At 67.9% G+C, this 19,085-nt stretch carries 14 protein-coding genes; 4 read left to right on the top strand and 10 right to left on the bottom strand.

What is annotated here, in order from left to right; genetic code table 11:
• Nucleotides 1-16: 16 nt before the first annotated feature.
• Nucleotides 17-1,027 (bottom strand): DMT family transporter, encoded by a 1,011-nt coding sequence (locus ACFU6I_RS14505; protein WP_384365502.1) that lies wholly within the window; start codon nt 1,025-1,027, stop codon nt 17-19.
• Nucleotides 1,024-1,632: a TetR/AcrR family transcriptional regulator gene (locus tag ACFU6I_RS14500; protein WP_384365499.1), complete on the bottom strand. Its 609-nt coding sequence runs from the start codon at nt 1,630-1,632 to the stop codon at nt 1,024-1,026. The genes ACFU6I_RS14505 and ACFU6I_RS14500 overlap by 4 nt, the downstream gene beginning before the upstream one ends.
• 378 nt (nt 1,633-2,010) lie before the next feature.
• Between ACFU6I_RS14500 and ACFU6I_RS14495 the strand changes: the two genes are divergently transcribed.
• On the top strand, nt 2,011-3,195 hold the full coding sequence (locus ACFU6I_RS14495; RefSeq protein ID WP_384365496.1) for a TIGR03118 family protein: 1,185 nt from the start codon (nt 2,011-2,013) through the stop codon (nt 3,193-3,195).
• A 181-nt stretch (nt 3,196-3,376) separates the two neighbouring features.
• On the opposite strand, the gene ACFU6I_RS14490 is transcribed toward ACFU6I_RS14495, so the two are convergent.
• Complete coding sequence (locus tag ACFU6I_RS14490; protein ID WP_384365493.1) at nt 3,377-4,393, bottom strand: zinc-dependent alcohol dehydrogenase family protein; 1,017 nt, start codon at nt 4,391-4,393, stop codon at nt 3,377-3,379.
• A 273-nt stretch (nt 4,394-4,666) separates the two neighbouring features.
• Between ACFU6I_RS14490 and ACFU6I_RS14485 the strand changes: the two genes are divergently transcribed.
• Nucleotides 4,667-5,635 carry a helix-turn-helix domain-containing protein gene (locus ACFU6I_RS14485; RefSeq protein ID WP_384365490.1) on the top strand — a complete coding sequence of 323 codons (969 nt, stop codon included), beginning with the start codon at nt 4,667-4,669 and terminating at the stop codon, nt 5,633-5,635.
• Nucleotides 5,636-5,814: 179 nt separating this feature from the next.
• Here ACFU6I_RS14485 and ACFU6I_RS14480 read toward each other — a convergent pair whose 3' ends face one another.
• From ACFU6I_RS14480 to ACFU6I_RS14455, 6 genes are all read right to left on the bottom strand, one after another.
• On the bottom strand, nt 5,815-6,399 hold the full coding sequence (locus ACFU6I_RS14480) for an RBBP9/YdeN family alpha/beta hydrolase (RefSeq protein WP_384365487.1): 585 nt from the start codon (nt 6,397-6,399) through the stop codon (nt 5,815-5,817).
• Nucleotides 6,396-7,619 carry an MFS transporter gene (locus ACFU6I_RS14475; protein ID WP_384365484.1) on the bottom strand — a complete coding sequence of 408 codons (1,224 nt, stop codon included), beginning with the start codon at nt 7,617-7,619 and terminating at the stop codon, nt 6,396-6,398. The genes ACFU6I_RS14480 and ACFU6I_RS14475 overlap by 4 nt, the downstream gene beginning before the upstream one ends.
• A 139-nt stretch (nt 7,620-7,758) precedes the next feature.
• Nucleotides 7,759-8,676, bottom strand: a complete 918-nt coding sequence (locus ACFU6I_RS14470) for a TauD/TfdA dioxygenase family protein (RefSeq protein WP_384365482.1) — start codon at nt 8,674-8,676, stop codon at nt 7,759-7,761.
• Between the two features lie 41 nt (nt 8,677-8,717).
• Entirely contained in the window at nt 8,718-9,689 is a 972-nt protein-coding gene (locus ACFU6I_RS14465; protein ID WP_384365479.1) for a quinone oxidoreductase family protein, read from the bottom strand.
• Between the two features lie 109 nt (nt 9,690-9,798).
• A complete protein-coding gene (locus ACFU6I_RS14460) occupies nt 9,799-10,857 on the bottom strand; it encodes a 3-keto-5-aminohexanoate cleavage protein (protein ID WP_384365476.1) in 1,059 nt (352 codons plus the stop codon).
• A gap of 379 nt (nt 10,858-11,236) precedes the next feature.
• A complete protein-coding gene (locus ACFU6I_RS14455; RefSeq protein WP_384365473.1) occupies nt 11,237-12,259 on the bottom strand; it encodes an AraC family transcriptional regulator ligand-binding domain-containing protein in 1,023 nt (340 codons plus the stop codon).
• A gap of 362 nt (nt 12,260-12,621) precedes the next feature.
• On the opposite strand from ACFU6I_RS14455, the gene ACFU6I_RS14450 reads away from it, so the two are divergent.
• Nucleotides 12,622-13,707 carry a TauD/TfdA family dioxygenase gene (locus ACFU6I_RS14450; RefSeq protein WP_384365470.1) on the top strand — a complete coding sequence of 362 codons (1,086 nt, stop codon included), beginning with the start codon at nt 12,622-12,624 and terminating at the stop codon, nt 13,705-13,707.
• 32 nt (nt 13,708-13,739) lie between these two features.
• The gene (locus ACFU6I_RS14445; RefSeq protein WP_384365467.1) at nt 13,740-15,245 is read left to right on the top strand and encodes a long-chain fatty acid--CoA ligase; all 1,506 of its coding nucleotides are present in this window, start codon (nt 13,740-13,742) and stop codon (nt 15,243-15,245) included.
• A gap of 387 nt (nt 15,246-15,632) precedes the next feature.
• Here ACFU6I_RS14445 and ACFU6I_RS14440 read toward each other — a convergent pair whose 3' ends face one another.
• Nucleotides 15,633-19,022 (bottom strand): S8 family serine peptidase, encoded by a 3,390-nt coding sequence (locus ACFU6I_RS14440; RefSeq protein WP_384365464.1) that lies wholly within the window; start codon nt 19,020-19,022, stop codon nt 15,633-15,635.
• Between the last annotated feature and the right edge of the window lie 63 nt (nt 19,023-19,085).

Here is a 19,085-nt window from a genome sequence, read left to right as displayed (position 1 = left end):
CGCCCGGCACCTGGGCTCATGGGGCCGCGCCGGGCCCTACCAGGGCAGCGGCGCCTGCCTGGGCGGTGTTGTTCGGCCCCGTGGTAGTTGCCCCGGGCCTCGTGGTGGTGCGGGCCGGCATGGTGAGCACGGCAAGGCAGCCGACGACCAGGGCGATGCCGACCGATCCCAGCAGGGGCAGGCGTTCGCCGACGACGAGTACAGCCAGAACGGCCGCGACGGCGGGTTCCAAAAGGGAAAGCGTGGTCGCGGTGCTTGCCGGGACGTACGCCAGGCCCCAGCCGAACAGGACGTAGCCGATGAACATGGGCACCAGAGCCATGTAGGCGCCGACCGCCGCGTTGGACCAGGAGGTGAGGAGCGGGGCGCCGGTGGCCAGCAGCACCGGCAGGAGCAGCAGCCCGCCCAGCCCGAAAACGGTACCCATGGCCGCGCCGGAGGTGACACCGCTACTGATCAGGCGGTGGGCCGCCCAGGAGTACAGGGCGTAGGTGAAGCCGGCGACCAGGCCCAGACCCACACCGAGCACGGTCGTCCCTGCGGATCGGGTCCCGGGGCCGGAGTGCACGCCGGCCGCTTCGGCCGCGCACAGCAGCACCGTGCCGGACAGGCCCAGAGCGGCGCCGATCATCCAGCGACGCGTGAGGCGGCGCCCGTCGACGACGCGCTCGATCAGGGCAGAGGCGAGCGGGGCCGAGCCGATCGACACCACGGTGCCGGCGGCAACCCCGGCCAGGTGCATGGAGGTGTAGAACGCCAGGGGGTAGGCACCCACCGCGACCGCACCGAGCAGCACCACACCCTTCTGCGCGCGCAGCCGGGGAGCTTCCCGTCGGATACGGGGAGCGGCGACGAGGGCCTGGAGCAGTCCGCCCAGGCCCATGGCAACGGCTCCGATCGCGAGCGGCCCCACTGCCGGGGCGAAGGTCGCGGCGGTGCCCGTGGTGCCCCACAGCACCGACGCCACCAGCACGCACACCGTCCCCACGCTCACCGAGGCGGCCGCATGTCCGGCGGGCCGCGTCACAGCCGGTCCAGCAGGTTGGCCGCCATCGCCCGGGCGTGCTCCAGGCGCGTACCTGCGCCCTCCAGGCCGGCGCGTGCCATCGCGCCTTCCAGCAGGAACGACAGATGCTCCGCCACCCCGCGCGCTTCCTCGGGCCGCCCGGGCAGCAGCTCCTCAAGGTGCCCGACGAGCAGGGACTCGACCTCCTCCTTGTGCCGGCGCACCACGGCCCGGCCCTCGTCCCCGGCGGGCAACTCGGCGGCCGCGTTCAGCAGGCCACAGCCCCGGAAACCGTGATCGTAGGCGAAGGCGGCGTGATCGGCGTACGCGTCGAAGACGGCCAGCACTCCGCCACGACCGTCCGCGGCCTCTTCCAGCCGCCGCCGGTACAGGCCCAGCCACTCCTCATGCCGCGCATCGAGGTAGGCCATCACCAGATCGGCCTTGGAGGAGAAGTTGTTGTAGAGACTCATCTTCGCCACGCCCGCCTCGGCGGTGATCGTGTCGATCCCTGTCGCCGCCACGCCGTCGGCGTAGAAGCGGCGCGCTGCGGCGGCGAGCAGCCGCTCGCGCGCGGCCCCCCGTCGCCTGCTGGGGCGCGCTGCCTCCGTCCCGGTGTCGCTCATCACATTCCCTCCATTACTAGGTAGGTCAGTCTACCTAAGAATTGGAAGGGTGTCCGTTCGGCGGCCGCCCCCTCTCTCGCAAACGGTCCTCGCCCGGAGCACGACCAAGAAGGGCCGGCATGAGCGGTCCGTACCGCCGATTCGCTGTCACGACTCGCTCCCGGAAGTCGGATGGGCGTCCAGAACCTGCACCACCCGGGTGGCGGGCGAGCGGGCCGGCCCGCCGGCAGACGGGCGAGAGCTCCGGAGAGCCCTTCGCGCCACGCGGAGAGCCGCCCACCAGGGTGTGACGATCCGGCGTGTCGACTGGTCAACTGACATTCAGTCACATCTGATGACTTTTGCCAGTTTTTCCTATTCTGGTAAAGGAGTATCTGAATGTCACTGCACGTATCGGCCTGTCGACCCCGGCCTCTTCGAAGTCGGCTGACGGCGGCGGCGCTGGCCCTGGGCACGGTCGCCGCCCTCGCCGCCGCGGCACCGCCGGGGTCGACGGAGTCGCCGCGCGGATCCGACCACGGCTTCCGCCAGCGTGATCTCGTCTCCGATATCCCGGGCAGAGCGGAAGCGACCGACGAGAACCTGGTCAACCCCTGGGGCTTGGCCGCCGCGCGCACCGGAGAAGTGTGGGTCTCGGACAACGGCGCGGACAAGGCCACGACGTACTCGGGCGCCGTCCGCAGGAAGCCGGTCAACATCCTGGACCTGGTGGTGTCGATCCCGGAGGGCGGCGCCCCGACCGGGGTCGTGCGCAACGACACCGACGACTTCCGCTTCAGTGGCTTCGGCAGGAGTGGTGTCGCCCAGTTCCTGTTCGCGGGCGAGGACGGCGACCTCTTCGCCTGGAGCCGGAAAGTGAACCGGACGAACGCCGTCCGGGTCGCTCACGAGAACAGCGACGGCGAGAACGCCGTCTTCAAGGGCCTGACCCTGATCCCGGGCAAGAAGAAGGATTGCGGCGCCCACGCGCAGCACAGCAAGAGGGCCCACAACCACGGACGATCGCGGCTACTCGTCGCCAACTTCCGTGACGCCCGCATCGACATCTTCGACAAGGACTTCAACCTCCTGCCGCCGGACGACCGGTTCCAGGACCCGAACATCCCCGACGGTTTTGCGCCGTTCGATGTGAAGAAGATCGGCTCGCGGGTCTTCGTGACCTACGCCAAGCAGGACGAGGACAAACACGACGACGTCGCTGGTGCGGGCAACGGTTTCATCGACACGTTCAGCACCGAGGGCAAGCTGCTGAAGCGCTTCGCGAGCCGTGGCGTGCTCAACTCGCCCTGGGGCCTGGAAATCGCGCCCAAGAAGTTCGGCAAGTTCTCCGGCGACCTGCTCGTCGGAAACTTCGGGGACGGCCGCATCAACGTCTTCAACCCGAAGAGCGGCAAGTTCAAGGGCACGCTGCGGAACCGTCAGGGCAACGCGATCGAGATCCCCGGGCTGTGGGGGCTGCTCCGCGGCACCGACAAGTCCGGCGGCAGGGACTCCGTGTGGTTCGCCGCGGGAATCGACGAGGAAAACCACGGACTGCTCGGCACCTTGCGCGCCGAGCGCTGACCGCCCCCTCCCGGCGCGCTCCCCCACGCACCGGGGGGGGCTGACAGGCTGGGGTTCCCACCGGCGTCATCGGGCCGCCCCCGAAGGAGGCGGCCCGATGACATGATCGACCGCTTCCGCCTTGCGGTCGTAGCGGCTCCCCGCCTGAAGGCGAGCCGTGGTGGAGGTGCGCGCCGGGGCGTCAGGGCTTGAGGAGCGCCTTGATGGCACGGCGCTCGTCCATGGCCTTGTAGCCCTCGGCGACCTGGTCCAGCGGCAGGGTGAGATCGAAGACCTTGCCCGGGTTGATCCGGCCGCTCAGGACACCGTCGATCAGATCGGGCAGGTAGCGGCGCACCGGGGCGGGGCCGCCGCGCAGACCGACGTGGGAGAAGAACAGCTCCTGCCCGTCGATCGCCACCTCGTGGGGGACGCCGACAAAGCCGACGTTGCCGCCCGGCCGGGCCGCATGCAGGGCCTGCTGCATGGCCTGCGCGGTGCCGACGCACTCCAGCACCGCGTCGGCACCGATTCCGTCGGTGAGGTCCTTGATTCGGGCGACACCTTCCTCGCCGCGCTCGGTGACGATGTCAGTGGCGCCGAACTCCAGGGCAAGCTGCTGGCGGGACTCGTGGCGGCTCATCGCGACGATCCGTTCCGCGCCCATTTCCTTCGCGGCAATCACCGCGCACAGCCCGACCGCTCCGTCGCCGACCACGGCGACGGTGGAACCGGGCTTGACCTCGGCGGCGTCGGCGGCCCACCAGCCGGTGCCCATGACGTCGGAGACGGCCAGCAGGCTGGGCCAGAACCCCTCGGCGGGGTGCTCGTCGGTGGCGACCAGGGTGCCCTGGGCCTGAGGGATGCGCACGTACTCGGCCTGGCAGGTGCTCATGAACTCGCGGTTCAAGCAGTTGGACTGGAAGCCGTTGCGGCAGTTGGCGCAGGTGTTGTCCGAGGTGGCGAACGAGCCGACGACGAATTGGCCCGGCTTGACCGCGGTGACCTCACTGCCGACCTCCTCCACGAAGCCGACGTACTCATGCCCCATCGGGTGTGCCTCGTCGGTCAGGTCCAGGCCGCGGTAGGGCCACAGGTCAGAGCCGCATACACAGGTGACGGCCGTGCGGATGATCGCGTCGGTCGGCTGGAGGATCTTCGGATCGTCAAGGGTCTCGAAGCGCACATCGCCGGGGGCGTGGATCACTGCTCCGCGCATGAGGGGTTCCTTACGTACTGAGGGGTGGGTCTCTGGTGCGGCCCCGTGGGGCCGCTTGTGCCCGTGTGCGGTGGCACACCGGGCGTACGAGGACGCACCGCTGTCATCGGCGCGCGTCTCGGCCGGGCACACCCGATGTCCGGCGCCGTAACGTCAAGGCCGGGAGTGCCATCTCATCCAGGTAACCGGCTTTCCGCGCGGGCAGCGAGTTACCAGCGAGGGGTGTACTGCCCGTACATCCCTCCCATGGCGTGCAGCACGTACGGTCGAGGAGTGGACAACCGTGAAGAGGTCCGCGAGTTTCTCACCTCGCGGCGAGCAAGGATCACCCCGGAACGGGCCGGGTTGCCCGCCGGCTCCCGGCGCCGTGTGCCCGGCCTGCGCAGGATCGAGGTCGCGGCTCCGGCCGACGTCAGCGTCGAGTACTACGCGAAACTCGAACGCGGCAACCTCGCCGGCGTCTCCCCGGCCGTCCTCGAGGCCGTCGCCCGCGCGCTCCAGCTAGTGCCCCTCCCGGCAAGCTTTGCCCCGTCGCACCGGACGGCGCTCCTCATGGGGCAAACATTGCCGGTCAAGGCACTGGACGATGCCGCGCGCGCCCATCTGCTGCACCTGGCCCAGGCCGCCGACGGCTCCGATGCCCTCACCCGCCCCTTGCGCCGGACCACCCGGCATTGGACACCGCACCGCAGCCTGCAGTGGACCCTGGACGCGATCACCGCCGGGCCCGCGTTCGTCCGCAATGCCCGTATGGACCTGCTGGCCGCCAACCAGCTGGCCCGCGCCTTCTACTGCGATCTCTACGCCGCCCCCCACAACCAGGCGAACCTCGCCCGTTGCAACTTCCTCGACCCCGCCTCCCGGCGCCTCTACCCCGTCTGGGACACCTTCGCCGACACCGCAGTCGCCATCTTGCGCACCGAGGCCGGCCGCAACCCGCACAACAAGGACCTGCACGACCTCGTCGGCGAACTGTCCACCCGCAGCGAGGAGTTCCGCACCCGCTGGGGCGCCCACAACGTGCGCCACCACGGCACCGGGGTCAAACGGTTCCACCACTCGGCCGTCGGCGAACTCACCCTGGCCTACGAAGGCCTGGGAATGGCAGCCGCACCCGGCCTCACCCTCACCGTCTACACCGCCGAACCCGGGTCGCCCTCCGAGGAACGGCTGCGCCTGCTCGCCTCCTGGGCCGCCCCCCAGGAGGCCCACTCGCCCACGCAACAATCCACAACAAGCTGAAGCCCTTCGTCGTCTCCAGGGGCGGGGTCGTACGGGTGGGGAACAGTACATAGGCCGGCCGGCGGGGTGGAAGCGCCTACAGACTGCTCACGCGTATCTGCCGATGCGCGCTCGGTGGGTGCACGGCTCCCTCCTGCCCGAGGGCGGGCAGGAGGGAGCGTGAGGGGAACCGCCGTGCGTCAGATGGACATGTCGGACGAGGTTTGGCCGAGTTCGCGGATGATCTCCTCCGCCTGAGGCCATTCGCCATAGCCTGAGGCGGGGTTGAGGTGTCCGACCGGACCGAGGTTCTCGAGGCGACTCCCCCATGCTCGGGCGAGGTCGGTGACGCGTTCGAAACCGGCCAGGGGGTCGTTCGTGCTTGCCGCGACGATGCCGGGGAAGGGCAGAGGTGTCCGCGGGGTCGGCGTCCAGCCGTTTTCGCGCAGGTCTTCCGGGGTGAAAAAGCCCTCCGGCAGCGGGGTGTCGAAGTCCGGTGGCGCCGCCAGCAGCGCGCCCTTGACGGGGCGCCGGTGTCGTTGCGCCCAGTGCACGGTGGTCATCACCCCGGCGCTGTGGGCAACCAGTACGACCGGCCCGGAGATGTCCGACAGGACCTCGTCCAGGGCGGCTACCTGGGCGTCGCAGCTGAGTCTGTCGCGTTCCAACGGCGGAATGGTACGGGCGTCGTCGATCTTGTCGGCGAGGATGGTCTGCCAGTGGTCCGGCACGTGATCGCGCAGTCCGGGGACGATCACGACTGTCGGCGGTGCAATGAGACTCACGACTGCAGCTCCAGGTTCTTGAGTGACACATCGGGCAGCAGGCCCATGCGGCGCAGGTCCTTCTCGTAGAAGAGCTTGCCGATGGCGAAGGCTGCGCCGGCCGCGATCGCGATGAGCGGGACCACCCTCAGTGCACCGAGCAGGCCCATGCGGTCCGCGAGCATGCCCGTCACCGCGGGCCCCGGGGCAATCCCGAGCAGGCTGTTGGCCAGAGTGAGCGTGGCCATGGCCGTCGCCGCGATGGCCGCAGGGGTCAGATTCGCCACCATGGCGGCTGCGGGTCCGGCTGTGGCATTGGACAGCAGGGTCCCAGCGCCGATCAGTACGAGTTGCAGCGGGCCGATCGGCAGCTGGAATCCGGTCATGAGCAGCGCGAGCGATCCGAGGCTGCAGGCGATCGCGACAGTCCACTTCCGAGCCGCGGTCCTATGGCTGAGGCGGTCCGCGACGATCCCACCGCCAATCATGCCAATGCCGGTGATCAGCGCGAACATCCCGGCGGCCACTCCTGCCTTCGCGGGGGCCATGGAGTAGTAGCGGTTGAGGAAACTGGGCATCCAAGCCAGCAGGGCCATCGCAATGAACATCTGTAGGCCGCTGCCGATGTAGGCGCAGACCACGGAGACCGACGAGAACAGCCGCGGCAGCAAGGTCCGGACGGCCGCGCGTTCACCGGAGGTGTTGGTACGGCCGCCGGCGGCTGAACCCAGCCTCTTCTCCGTGACCACGATGCCGTAGATCGCGGCCAGTGCCAGCCCGAAGATCCCCATGACCCCGAACGCCCAGCGCCAGCCAAGTTGCTGGGCGACGATGCCGCCGATCGACACCCCCAGCACGGACCCGAAGGCGCCTCCCCCGATGAACGCTCCGGAGAGCGTGGCCCGGAGACCGATGGGGAAGATGCTGAGGACCACCGCGATACCGACGCTCCCGTAGGCCGCCTCACCGACCCCGACCATGAAGCGCCCCAGGAACATCTGGCCGTAGCTCGCCGACACCGCGCAGCCCACAGTCGCCAGGCTCCACACCACCGCTGCGATCACCAGGCTCCTGACCCGACCCCAGCGGTCCGCCAGCAGTGACAGCGGGAAGGTGAGCACACCGACCATCAGAGCCACGATGCCGCTGAGAGAACCCAACTGGGCATCCGACAGCAGCCACTCCGACTTCAGCAGCGGAAAGACCGCGTTGAGGACCTGCCGCGACATGTAGTCAGACATCAGAAGCAAGAAACTCAGCGCAAACACCAGCCAGGCATACCTGCGGGATACAGCCGGTATGGCGGGGGAGGTCCCCGGCACGGCCGTGCCGGCAGTGTGAAGTCCCATCGGCGTCACCTTTCTCCTCTCTGGTGGGGGCTCAGAAGGTTCTGTCACCGACGATTCCGGCGCGCTCCATCTTGCGGAGGGCGGGCCAGTAGTCCTGGACGGCGTAGTGCTGTGTGGAGCGGTTGTCCCAGATGGCGAAGCTGTTCTTCTGCCAGCGCCAACGCACCTGGTACTCGGGGACGGCCGCCTGGCTGATCAGGTAGTTCAGGAGGTTGGCGGCGCCGGGCGCGTGGTCCTGGCCGAAGCGCACGTTCTCGGGCGTGTGGTAGTTCACGAAGTGTGTGGTGAAGGAGTTGACGAAGAGGATCTGCTCGCCGGTCTCCGGGTGGGTACGCACCACCGGGTGCTCCGCGTCCGGGTACTGTGCCTTCAGCCGGTGCCGCTGCTCCATCGGCATGACGGCACCGAAGCTCGCCTCGATGCTGTGCCGTGCACCCAGACCCGCGATCTGCGTCTTGATGTGCTCAGGCAGCCTGCGGTACGCCTCGGCCATGTTGACCCAGATCGTGTCCCCGCCCACGTCGGGCGTCTCAACGCAGCGGAGCACGGCCCCCATGGGCGGGCGCTCGCGCCAGGTGCCGTCGCAGTGAAGTGCGTTCTCGTAGTGCTCGGGCTTGCTGTCGAGGTCCTTGTAGATGCGGACCAGCCCAGGGTGGTCCGGGTCGCTGCCGAGCACCGGGTGGTCCTCGAGCTGACCGAAGCGCGAGGCGAAGGCGACATGCTCGGCGCGGGTGATGTCCTGGTCCCGCAGGAACAGGACCTTGTACTGCAGCAGCAGCTGCCTGATCTCGGCGAACAGGTCGTCGTCGCGAGCGGCGTCGCCGAGGTTCACATCGGACAGTTCGGCGCCGATGGTGCAGGTCAGCGGCTCAACCTTGATGGAAGTGCGGGGAACGCCCGGGCGCACGAGGACGGGCGTGTTTCCCCTCGGGTGCATGGTCTGGTCCATGGTGCTCACTCCTCTGACGTGACGTGTGGGGCGCGGTGTGCTCAGAGAACGAAGACAGAAGATCCCGTGGTCCGTCCTGCTTCGAGATCGCGGTGTGCCTGTATCGCGTCCTGAAGGGCGTAGCGCTGGTTGATCTCGATCTTGATACGTCCGGACGCGACGTGACCGAACAACTCGCTCGACAGGGAGTCCCGTTCGACGGGTTCGGCGATGTAGTCGGCCAGCGCAGGCCGGGTCACGAACAGCGAGCCATGGACGGCCAGTTGCATGGCGTCGAGCGGCGGCACTCCGGATGCCGTGCCGAAGCACACCAGCAGGCCGCGACGCTGAAGCGAGGCCATGGAGCCGGCGACGGTGTCCTTGCCGATGCTGTCGAAGACCACGGGGACGCCCTTGCCGTCGGTCAGCTCGCGCACCCGCTCGGCCACGTCTTCGCGCCGGTAGTAGATGATGTGATCGCAGCCGTGGGCGCGGGCGATCTCGCCCTTCTCCTCGCTGGAGACCGTGCCGATCACGGTGATGCCGAGCAGCTTGGCCCACTGGGAGAAGATCAGGCCCACGCCGCCCGCCGCCGCGTGGAGCAATACGGTGTCGCCGGACTTCAGCGGGTGGATACGACGCAGCAGATAGGCCGAGGTGAGGCCCCGCATGGTCATCGCCGCGGCGGTCTCGCAGCTGATCTCCTCCGGCAGCTTGATCAGCGAGTCCGCGGGCATGACCCGCTCCGTGCTGTAGGCCCCCAGCGGGCTGCCGGTGTAGGTCACCCGATCGCCCTCTGCGACATGGGTGACGCCCTCGCCGACAGCCTCGATCACACCTGAGGCCTCCACACCGAGCCCCGCAGGGAGCGGAGCCGGATACAGACCGGTGCGGAAATAGGTGTCGGCGAAGTTGATTCCGACGGCGACGTGCCGTATCCGTACCTCGCCCGGGCCCGGGTGGCCGACGGTGACCTCTTCCCATCGCATGACGTCGGTGCCACCGGTTTCGTGGAAGCGAATGGCGTGTGCCATGACTTGCTCCGTTTGCTCGTGTGTGTGGGGGGATGAGGGGCGCGGGCCGACCTCGATCGGCCGGGATGGATGCCGTGTCGGGCCCGCGACCGCCCCTCGTGGGATCGGGTCAGATCTTGGCGTCGCGGAGCATGAAGCCGCGCCTGCCGGGACGGCGGTTGGGCACCATGCCGAGCTGGGACAGGGTCTCGTCGGCGTCCGAGTACCATTCGCGGATCTTGTAGATCTCCTTGGCCTCCTGGCCCGTGGCGATCTCGCGACCGAGCGCGTTGGCGATCTGGACCATCTGCTCGACCTGGTCCACGGAGGACATCCGGTCGCCCTTGCGCCGCCACAGGTTGTCCTCGTTGCCCACCCGCACGTGCGCGCCCAGGGCGATACCGATCGCGTTCATCGGCGCGACTGCGCGCATGGATGCCTCGATGGTGAGCACCGCGCCGTCCGGGACGCGGCGGATGAACTCGATCAGGTCGGCCGGGTGACGACCGGCGAACCCACCACCGATGGCCACGTAGTTGAGCACGAGCGGGCCGCAGTAGATACCCTTGCGGATCAGCCGCTCCACCGTCTCCAGCTGTGCCATGTTGGCGAGTTGGAAGTGCGGCTGAATGTCGTTGGCGCGGAGCCGCTTGAGGTGCTCGAGGTAGAAGTCGGGCCCGGCCTCGACCACCATGTCCCGGTAGGCCTTGTAGTAAGTCGGCTTGGCGATCGAAGTGCCCTCGATGTCCTCCTCGTCGAAGAGCTCGACGATGTTCATCTGGTTGGTGTTGATGGCGATCGTCACCTGGTCCGGCTTGGGGGCGATCTCGGCCAGCATGTGGCGGGTGTCGTAGCTGAGCCACTTGGCGTCGGCGCCTTCGTCCTCCGGAGCGAAGGAGATCGACCCGCCGATCTGCAGGACCATGTCCGGCACCGCCTCGCGCAGCCGGGCCATCAACTCGTTGAACATGGAGATGCGCTTCGAGCCGTGGCCGTCCAGCTCGCGCACGTGGATGTGCAGCACCGTAGCGCCGGCGTTGTAGCAGTCGACTGCCGCCTGCACGTGTTCGTCCATGCTGAGCGGGAGGTCGTCGGCGTCACCGGGCAGCCACTCCGGCCCGTAGGGCGCGGCCTGGATGACCAGCTTCTCCTGGTTCTCCGGATACAGGGAGTCGTCGAAGAAGTGCACAGTCCATCTCCTTTGATGATGAATCTTCACTCGCTGCACACATCGCTGCCTGCGCTGCGTGGCCTGAGGGGATCGGCGAGAAGCGGAGTGAGATTGCAGACGGGGTCCCCGGACTCGCTGGGCAGCCCGGATACGATCGATGGGTCCCGGTGGGAAATGCGGCTTCAGGCAGGGTCTCTGCTGTCCTCGTGCGGGCCGGCGGTCTCCCTTGCGGTAATGCAACGTTAACTGCCGGTTACGCCGGATGCTTAGCCGCAGGTGACATCAGACTTATCACTTGGGGACCGTCCCTCCCCGGCTGGTGTCACCCCCAAGTCCGAGGATCAGACCGTGGCGAGGTACGTGATCGCGGTCCCCGGCAGCAAGTGATCGTCGCTGGTCACCTCTCCGCGGACGGCTGCTGCCCGGTCCTCCGGACGCGCCACTGCCTGGGGCTGCAACCGAACCGCTCGCTGAACCATCGCGAGAAAGCGCTCGGTGCGGAGAATCCCAGCAGCCCGGAGATCTCCGTCAACGAGCGGCGCGGGTTCGCCACGAGCTGCTCGGCAAGCTGGGCACGCGTCGCGTTGAGGAGGGAGGAGAACGTCTCACCCGAGGCCGACAGGTGCCGATGGACGGTCCGCCGGTCGACGCCGAGGCTGCATGCGACCTGCTCGATCGAACAGCGACCGGTGGGGAGCAGGACTTCGATCAACTCGCGCACCCGGTCCGTCACAGTCGTGTCCCTCGACACTGCGAGGGACTCGAAATACTGCCGAGCGTACGTCCGGAGCTGCGGGTCGGACATCGGGTTGGGAGCGTTGAGATCGCTGGCGTAGAAGACGATCCCATTGAATTCCCGGTCGAATTCCACTGCGGGTCCGAAGACGCGCCGGTGGGTTCCGGTGTCCAGTGGGGCGCTGTGCGTGAAACATACGGACACGGGCTGCCACCGGTCACCGAGGAAACTACGAAGGATTTGGTGGAAAGCGCCCACGGCCAGCTCTATGGCCTGGCGGGCCGCCATGGCCTCACCGAGCTCCAGACTCACCTTGAGGGTGGCCAGGCCACTGGCTTCGGAGAGCCGACCGTGCAGCATCTCGTTGTACATGTGCTCGTGGCGGACGAGAAGCTCGATCGCGCTGCGGGCATCGGGCTCCTCGCGTATGACCAAGCTGATGGGGCCGAGGTTGGAGAAGCGACGGCGCTCGGCGAGGAGCAGACCGAAGTCCTCACGATGTGAGGCCGCCGCCGAGAGCTCGAGCAGTTGGGTCACGGCCACGCCGGAGATCCATCTGTCCTGGACCGTGAGGCCGACGGGGTCCAGGCCCACGCGCTTCATCAGGGCCCGCGGGTCGATGCCGAGCGACTGGCTGAGCTCGACGTAGCTGCTCAGCGCTGCATTACGGACAAGGGGCTTCATGGGCGCACTCCAGGCTCTGTCCCCAAGTGATAAGTCACATGTCACGCCAAGTCAAGCGATGCCTCAAGTCGTGACCTAGCGTTGCACCACTGCATGGGGCTCAGCGTCTGGATTCGGCGTCCCGGCCGATCGGAAATCCGACGGAGAACACCATGGCAAACAGTCCAACTGTTGACCAGCCCTGGAAAGGGATACGGAATCCCAATGCGGATCAATGGCCTCAGGTGGAATACCTGCACACGATCCGCGGGGTTCGTCCACGACGAGAGGAGAGGGGTCGTTCGCACGGTTTCGGGTTCCGAGCCGGCGAAGAGCCGAATGCGACTCCGGCTGGGCGGACGCACGACCCCGGGGAGGCCACCATGACGAACGTGATCAGCGTGCTGCGCCGGTCGTACACCGGGCCGGCCGCGTGGCAGGGCCCGGACCTGGTGGGCTCCGACGAGTGGGTCCTGCGGCTCTCACCGGCACAGATCGACGAGCTCGAGGCTGCCTTGCGCACGGTGCGTGAGCGAGGCGTTCCGCTGTTGAAGGTGAGCGCCGGCGACTTTCCGCTGCCGATCTTGGCCGGGGAGCTGGAGCGCATCGCCGACGTGCTGGAGAACGGACGCGGCTTCGTACTCGTCAAACGCATTCCGGTCGAGCGTTACAGTCAGGCGAGGGCAAGCACCATTTTCTGGGGACTGTGTCAGCACCTGGGTGTCCCGGTGTCGCAGAACGCGGTCGGCCACATGCTCGGCCACGTCCGAGACACCGGTCAGAGCATCGCCGCCCCCGCAGCGCGCGGCTACCAGACCAGGGAGATGCTGCCGTTCCACACCGACGGATCCGATGTCCTCGGACTGTTGTCCCTGCGGGCAGCCCGCTCCGGTGGACGTATCTCCGTGGTCAGCTCCGCGGCGGTCTACAACGCGCTCCTTGCGCGGCGGCCGGATATGGTCGAGGGCCTGTACCGGACCCATTTTCTCGACCGCCGGGAGGAACACGCCCCTGGTGAGCGCCCGTACTACGCGGTTCCGCTGGCGTCCTGGTCCGGGGGCAGGCTCAGCATGCGCTACAACCGCTGTTACCTCGAGTCCGCTCAGCGCTTTCCTGACGTGTCCCGCCTGGAGCGGGCGGATATGGAGCTGTTCGACCACATCGACGAACTGGCAGCTTCCCCAGAGCTCCGACTTGACGTCGACTTCGAGGTCGGCGACCTGCTGCTGCTCAACAACCACACGGTTCTGCATTCCCGTACGGAATATGAGGACTTCGACGAACCCGAGCAGAAGCGCCACGTGCTGCGGCTGTGGCTGACCCTGCAACAGGGGCGGGAACTGCCACCGGACTTCTGGGGAGACATGCACAGCAATGACTGCGGGCCCGGCCGCGGCGGCATCACCCCCCGCGACATGATCGCGACCCACAACTCCGCGTCCCTCGGCGGCTCTTTCCGCCACCGGTGACCGCCACCAGCTCAGATCAAAGGGGAAATCGCATGGACAACCTCGCCACCCTGCTGGCGGAATCCGCCTGGGCCGAGGGCGATCGGGTCGCCGTCCGCCAGGACGAAATCATCCTGACCTATGCCGAGCTGAACGACACCAGTGCCCGGGTCGCGTCACTGTTGCATGCCAAGGGCGTCCGGGCGGGCGATCGCGTCGCATTGGTCATGCCCAACGTCACCTACTTCCCGATCGCGTATTACGGAATCCTCCGCGCAGGCGCCGTAGTAGTACCGATGAATCCGCTGTTGAAAGCGCGTGAAATAGCCTTCACCCTCCGGGATTCCGGCTCCCGGATCGTGCTGGCGTTCCCGCTGTGCGCGGACGCGGTCGCGAAGGCTGCAGCAGAGGTCGGGGTCGACTGCCTGGTCACCGACCCAATGACCTTCGACACTCTGGTACGGGCCACCGAACCGATGCCCGAGACGGTCGACCGGGCGGAGAACGACACTGCTGTGATCCTCTATACCTCGGGCACGACGGGGACCCCGAAGGGCGCCGAGCTGACGCACCGCAACCTGATGACCAACGCGACCTCCGTTGCCAAGACACTCCTCCACATCGGGCCGAGCGACGTACTGTTCGGGGGCCTGCCGCTGTTCCACGCCTTCGGCCAGACCTGCGCCCTCAACGCCGCCGTCGCCGCGGCCGCCACCTTGACCATGCTGCCGCGGTTCGAGCCGGCCAAGGCCCTGGAGATCATGCGCCGGGACGGGGTCACCGTCTTCCTGGGCGTCCCCACGATGTTCACTGCCCTGCTCCACGCCGGGATCCCCGAAAGCTACGACCTCTCGAGGCTGCATCTGGCCGTCTCCGGTGGAGCTTCCCTGCCGGTCGAGGTGCTGCACTCCTTCGAGCGGGAATTCGGCGTCACCGTGCTGGAGGGATACGGACTCTCGGAGACGTCACCGGTCGCCGCGTTCAACCCCCCGGACCGACCACGCAAGGCCGGCTCAATCGGCGTCCCCATCAGCGGAGTCGAACTCAAACTCGTCGCGGACGACGGCACCACGGTAGGCCCGGGCGAAGTCGGTGAGATCGCGATCTGCGGCGAGAACGTGATGAAGGGCTACTGGAGCCGCTCGGATGCTACTGCGGAAGCCATCCGGGACGGGTGGTTCCACAGCGGTGATCTCGCGCGTGTCGACGAGGACGGCTACTACTTCATCGTCGACCGGAAGAAGGACCTCATCATCCGCGGCGGCTACAACGTCTACCCGCGCGAGATCGAGGAGGTGATCTACGAACACCCGGCAGTAGCCGAAGTGGCCGTCCTCGGCGTTCCGCACGAGATCCACGGGGAGGAGGTGGCCGCCGTGGTGACCCTCCGGCCGGGTGCGCAGACCACGGCCGACCAGGTGCGCGACTACGTCAAACAGCGAGTGGCTGCCTACAAATACCCTCGGATCGTCACCTTCGCCGATGCACTGCCCAAGGGCGCAACGGGCAAGATCCTCAAGCGTGAGATCGTCGTCACGCAGCAGGCACCCGAGGACTGAACTGATCCTATTTCCATGTCCGCTCTGACCTCGGCCCGATCATGCTGAGCCGACCGTCTCCGGTGCTCCAGGACCTCGTTGAGCATCGCGCGTTCGAGTATCACGCGGTAGCCGGCGCCGCGCGCGGAAGGACGTTGCTGGTTTCGGCAATACGCGTTCCCGGCGAGGTATTTGACGCAACGCGGATCACGACCCCGGAGCGTGCGGGTGAGCCGGCTTCCGCTCACCGGGTGGTGCCGACGGCTGCGGGAACCCGGCAGACTGTCTGTCTGTCGGGTCTGCGACGGTCTGCATCCGGACCGATCGTGCCCTGATGATCACGGGTGGGAACAGCAAGTGGCCGGGCGGGCCGCCCGTTACGGGAGACCGCCCGGCCGGACTTGGTGGTTACCGAACGTCGTAGGCGCGGGTGATGGTCTGGGTGACCGCGTTCCCGTTGGCGTCGGTGAGGGTGGCCTTCATCTTGACCTGCTTGCCGGAGGCGCCGGTGTGGTCGAGGACTGCCGTCCACTTGCCGTCCCGCTGCTCGGTCGGCGCCTGGGTCCACGTGGTGCCGCCGTCGTAGGAGTAGGACAGCGAGGCCGCCGTGATCGCGCCCGGGGTGTACCCGGCGTGGCCCTCGACCGACAGGCCGACCTTGATGCCGCTCTGCGCGGGCAGGGTGTTCAGGCCGTCCACCGGCAGGTCGTACGCCGGGAAGAGGATCGGCAGGCCGCGCGAGTAGACGTCCGGCTCCCGGTGGGAGCGGAAGCTCCAGGTGGTGGTGACGGCGGTGGAGCGCAGCCAGTTCCGGTCCGAGGACGGGATCTTCTCCAGGTTCTGGGTGAGTTCGTACTTGGAGTCCTCGTCCGGTACCTCGAACACGCCGTCCGGCCAGGCGCTGGTGGCGATCTGCTCACCGTTGCGCTTCAGCGCCAGGTTGCCGAGGTCGCCGAACGACCCGCCGGAGGACCAGTGATCGCCGGATCCGTCGAGCCAGAGCGCGGTCTGGATGCCGATCAGGTTGCCCTGCCGCTCGGCGGCCAGCATCCGATTGCCGTCGGCGTCGCGCGCCGCGGCCGGCCGGAGGAGCCCTCCGTACCACTCCTCGGCGCTGCGCTGTCCGGCCCGGTAGGTGCGCTCTTGGTCACCCATGAACGCGGCAAACGGGAAGCTGGTCATCGCGCCGTGGTACCAGGCCTCGTCACCGGTCGTGTAGTAGGCGGTGCGGGTGCCGGGCACGTGGACCTGGCCGTACGGGCTCACGGGGACGTAAGTGCCGCTGTTCCCGGAAGGACGGATGAACAGTGCGTCGATGTAGTCGGCCTCCTTGCCCATGCTGTTCCACGTTTCGGTGACCTGGGCCAGTGTGGAGTCGTTGGGCTTGTAGACCTGGTCGGAGTGCAGCGGACCCTGGGTCGGGAACGACAGGTTGTAGACGTAGGGCGAGCCGCCCTCGGAGCCGGTCGCACGCCAGGTGGGCCGGAACTCGAAGGTGCCGTCCTTGGCACGCCCGTCGACGTCGGCGTAGAACTTCTGAACGGTGCTGCCGGACAGGAGCGATCCGGTCACCTCCCAGGTGTCGTCCCACATGCGGGCGTAGCTGAACGTGGTGTTGTTCACCGTCGAGGGGCGGTCGGTGTGCAGGCTCAGCTGGTGGGCCTTGCGGGCGTCGAGGACGACAGTGGTGTCCTGGGTGATCCGCAGCTGCGGCTTCGCGAGGTAACTGACCGATTCGGGCGCGTTGTTCGCGTCGTACGTCGCCACGAAGCTGCTGAGAGCGTAGTCGCCCGGACGCACGCTGTACTGCTGCTCGGTCGCGCCCTGGTTGTTGCGGCGCTCGCCCTTGTCGGTGTCGAGGCTGACGAGGTCCAGGGAGGAGGGGCCGGCCGCAGGCTTGCCGTTACGGTCGATGGCCTTGACCCGGAGCGTGACCGTCTCCGGCTGTACGTAGAGCGTGACGGGCACGGAGACGTGCACATCGCCGCCGGTGGCCAGGATCCGGCCGGTGACCGCACCGTACTGGGCATCCTCCAGACGGGCGGTCGGGTCGATCCACAGCGGCACCTGAGCGGTGGCCCCCGCGGGGACCCTCACCTTGCTCTCCTCCAGCTTGACGATGTTGGAGTGGACATCGCTGCCGTCGTTGCCGTGGACACCGCTGACCTTCAGGCTCAGGGTGAGGTCGCTGTCGCCGGCGTTGGTGAAGGGCACCTGCACGGTGGTCCGGTCCGAGGCGTCCTGCGGCCAGTTGTAGCTGCCGGCCTGGACGGCGGGCGCGGAGAGCACCTTCTGGTTCACCGCACCGAACACGTCGAGAACCCCACCGCCGGTCTGGTCGGCTTCTGCGACCTTGCCGCCAGTGCGGGCGGAGGAGACCAGGGCGGCCTTGATCTGCTGCGCGGTCCAGTCCGGGTGGGCCTGGCGGACGACGGCCGCGGCGCCCGCGACATGCGGGGTGGCCATGGAGGTGCCGGACATCGTTCGGTAGGCATAGACGCCGCGGCCGCCCGCGCTCGCCGCCGAGATGTCGACGCCGGGCGCCGCGATCTCGGGCTTGAGGGTGTGCGTGACGGCAACGGGACCACGGCTGGAGAACCACGCCGTGGTGTCATCTCGATCGACGGCACCGACGGTCAGCACACTGGGCACGCACCCGGGCGAGGAGACGGTCTCGGTGCTCGAGCCGGAGTTACCGGCGGCGATGACGAACAGGGTGTGCTTGTTCTGCGAGAGCTGCTTCGTGGCCTGGGCCATCGGGTCGGTGCAGTCACCGATCCTCGGGTTGCCCAGGCTCATGGAGACGACATCGGCCTGCTGGTCGACGGCCCACTGCATACCCGCGATGATCCAGGAGTCCAGGCCGTAGCCCTGGTCGTTGAGAACCTTGCCGATGAGCAGGGAGGCACCGGGGGCGACGCCCTTCTTGCGGCCGTCACTGGCTGCTCCGGAACCGCCGACCGTGGAGGCGGTGTGGGTGCCGTGGCCCTGCCGGTCGTCGGTGGTCTTGGAGTCCGTGAAGTTCTCGGCCGCGGCGACCCGGCTCACCAGGTCCGGGTGCTCGGCGTCCACGCCCGTGTCCAGCACGGCGACCTTGGTGCCCTTGCCGTCGTAGCCGGCCGCCCAGGCCTCCGGCGCGTGCACCTGCGCGGTGGACCGGTCCAACGTGGCCTCGACCTTGCCGTCGAGCCACAGCTTCTTCAGCGTGGAGGCAGTACGTGAACGCGTGTTGGTGATGTCCTGCCAGAAGGTGGCAGCAGTGTCCTTGTCGGCTTTGAGCGCGACACCGTCCACAGCTGGGAGGCTCAGGCCACGCTCGGACCCGCGAGGGGCCGCCGGCGCGCGCTCGGCAACGTTCACACTGTTCCGGTAGGTGGCGATAAGCGGCAGCGTGTCGGTGTGTGTGTCGTCGTATCCCTGGCGGATGAGCCCAGTCACGTTGAACAGCTGCTCGTCGACCTTGCCCTCGGCGATCGCCTGAGAGGCGTCCTCCGGATAGACGTAAAGGTCCTTGCCCATCTGATACGTCTGGACCAGCGGCTGTGTGCCGTCCTCGCGGGGCAGCACGGCCGCCGAGCTGTGGCCCGACCTGTCCGTGGTCACCAGCACCTTGTCGCCGGTGACGAGCGTGACCGTCACCTGCTTGCCGCCCGATGCCGTGGTCCCGCCGCCGATGATGGGCTTCTTCCCCGAGGCACCGTCAGGCGGCGTATCCGCCGCCCCGGATGGCGTGACCGCAGTGACGGCCAGGACGGCGGCGGTCGCCGCGCCCAAGGCCATACGCATGATGGGGCGCATGAGTCTCCCTACTTGAGGCCGTGAACATGCCATGTTGCGGCTGCAGCCTGGCAGACATACGGA

It is taken from the genome of Streptomyces sp. NPDC057486, assembly GCF_042802415.1.
GTDB classification, from domain to species: Bacteria; Actinomycetota; Actinomycetes; order Streptomycetales; family Streptomycetaceae; genus Streptomyces; species Streptomyces yanii.
This window is presented reverse-complemented; position numbering and strand designations above follow the sequence as displayed.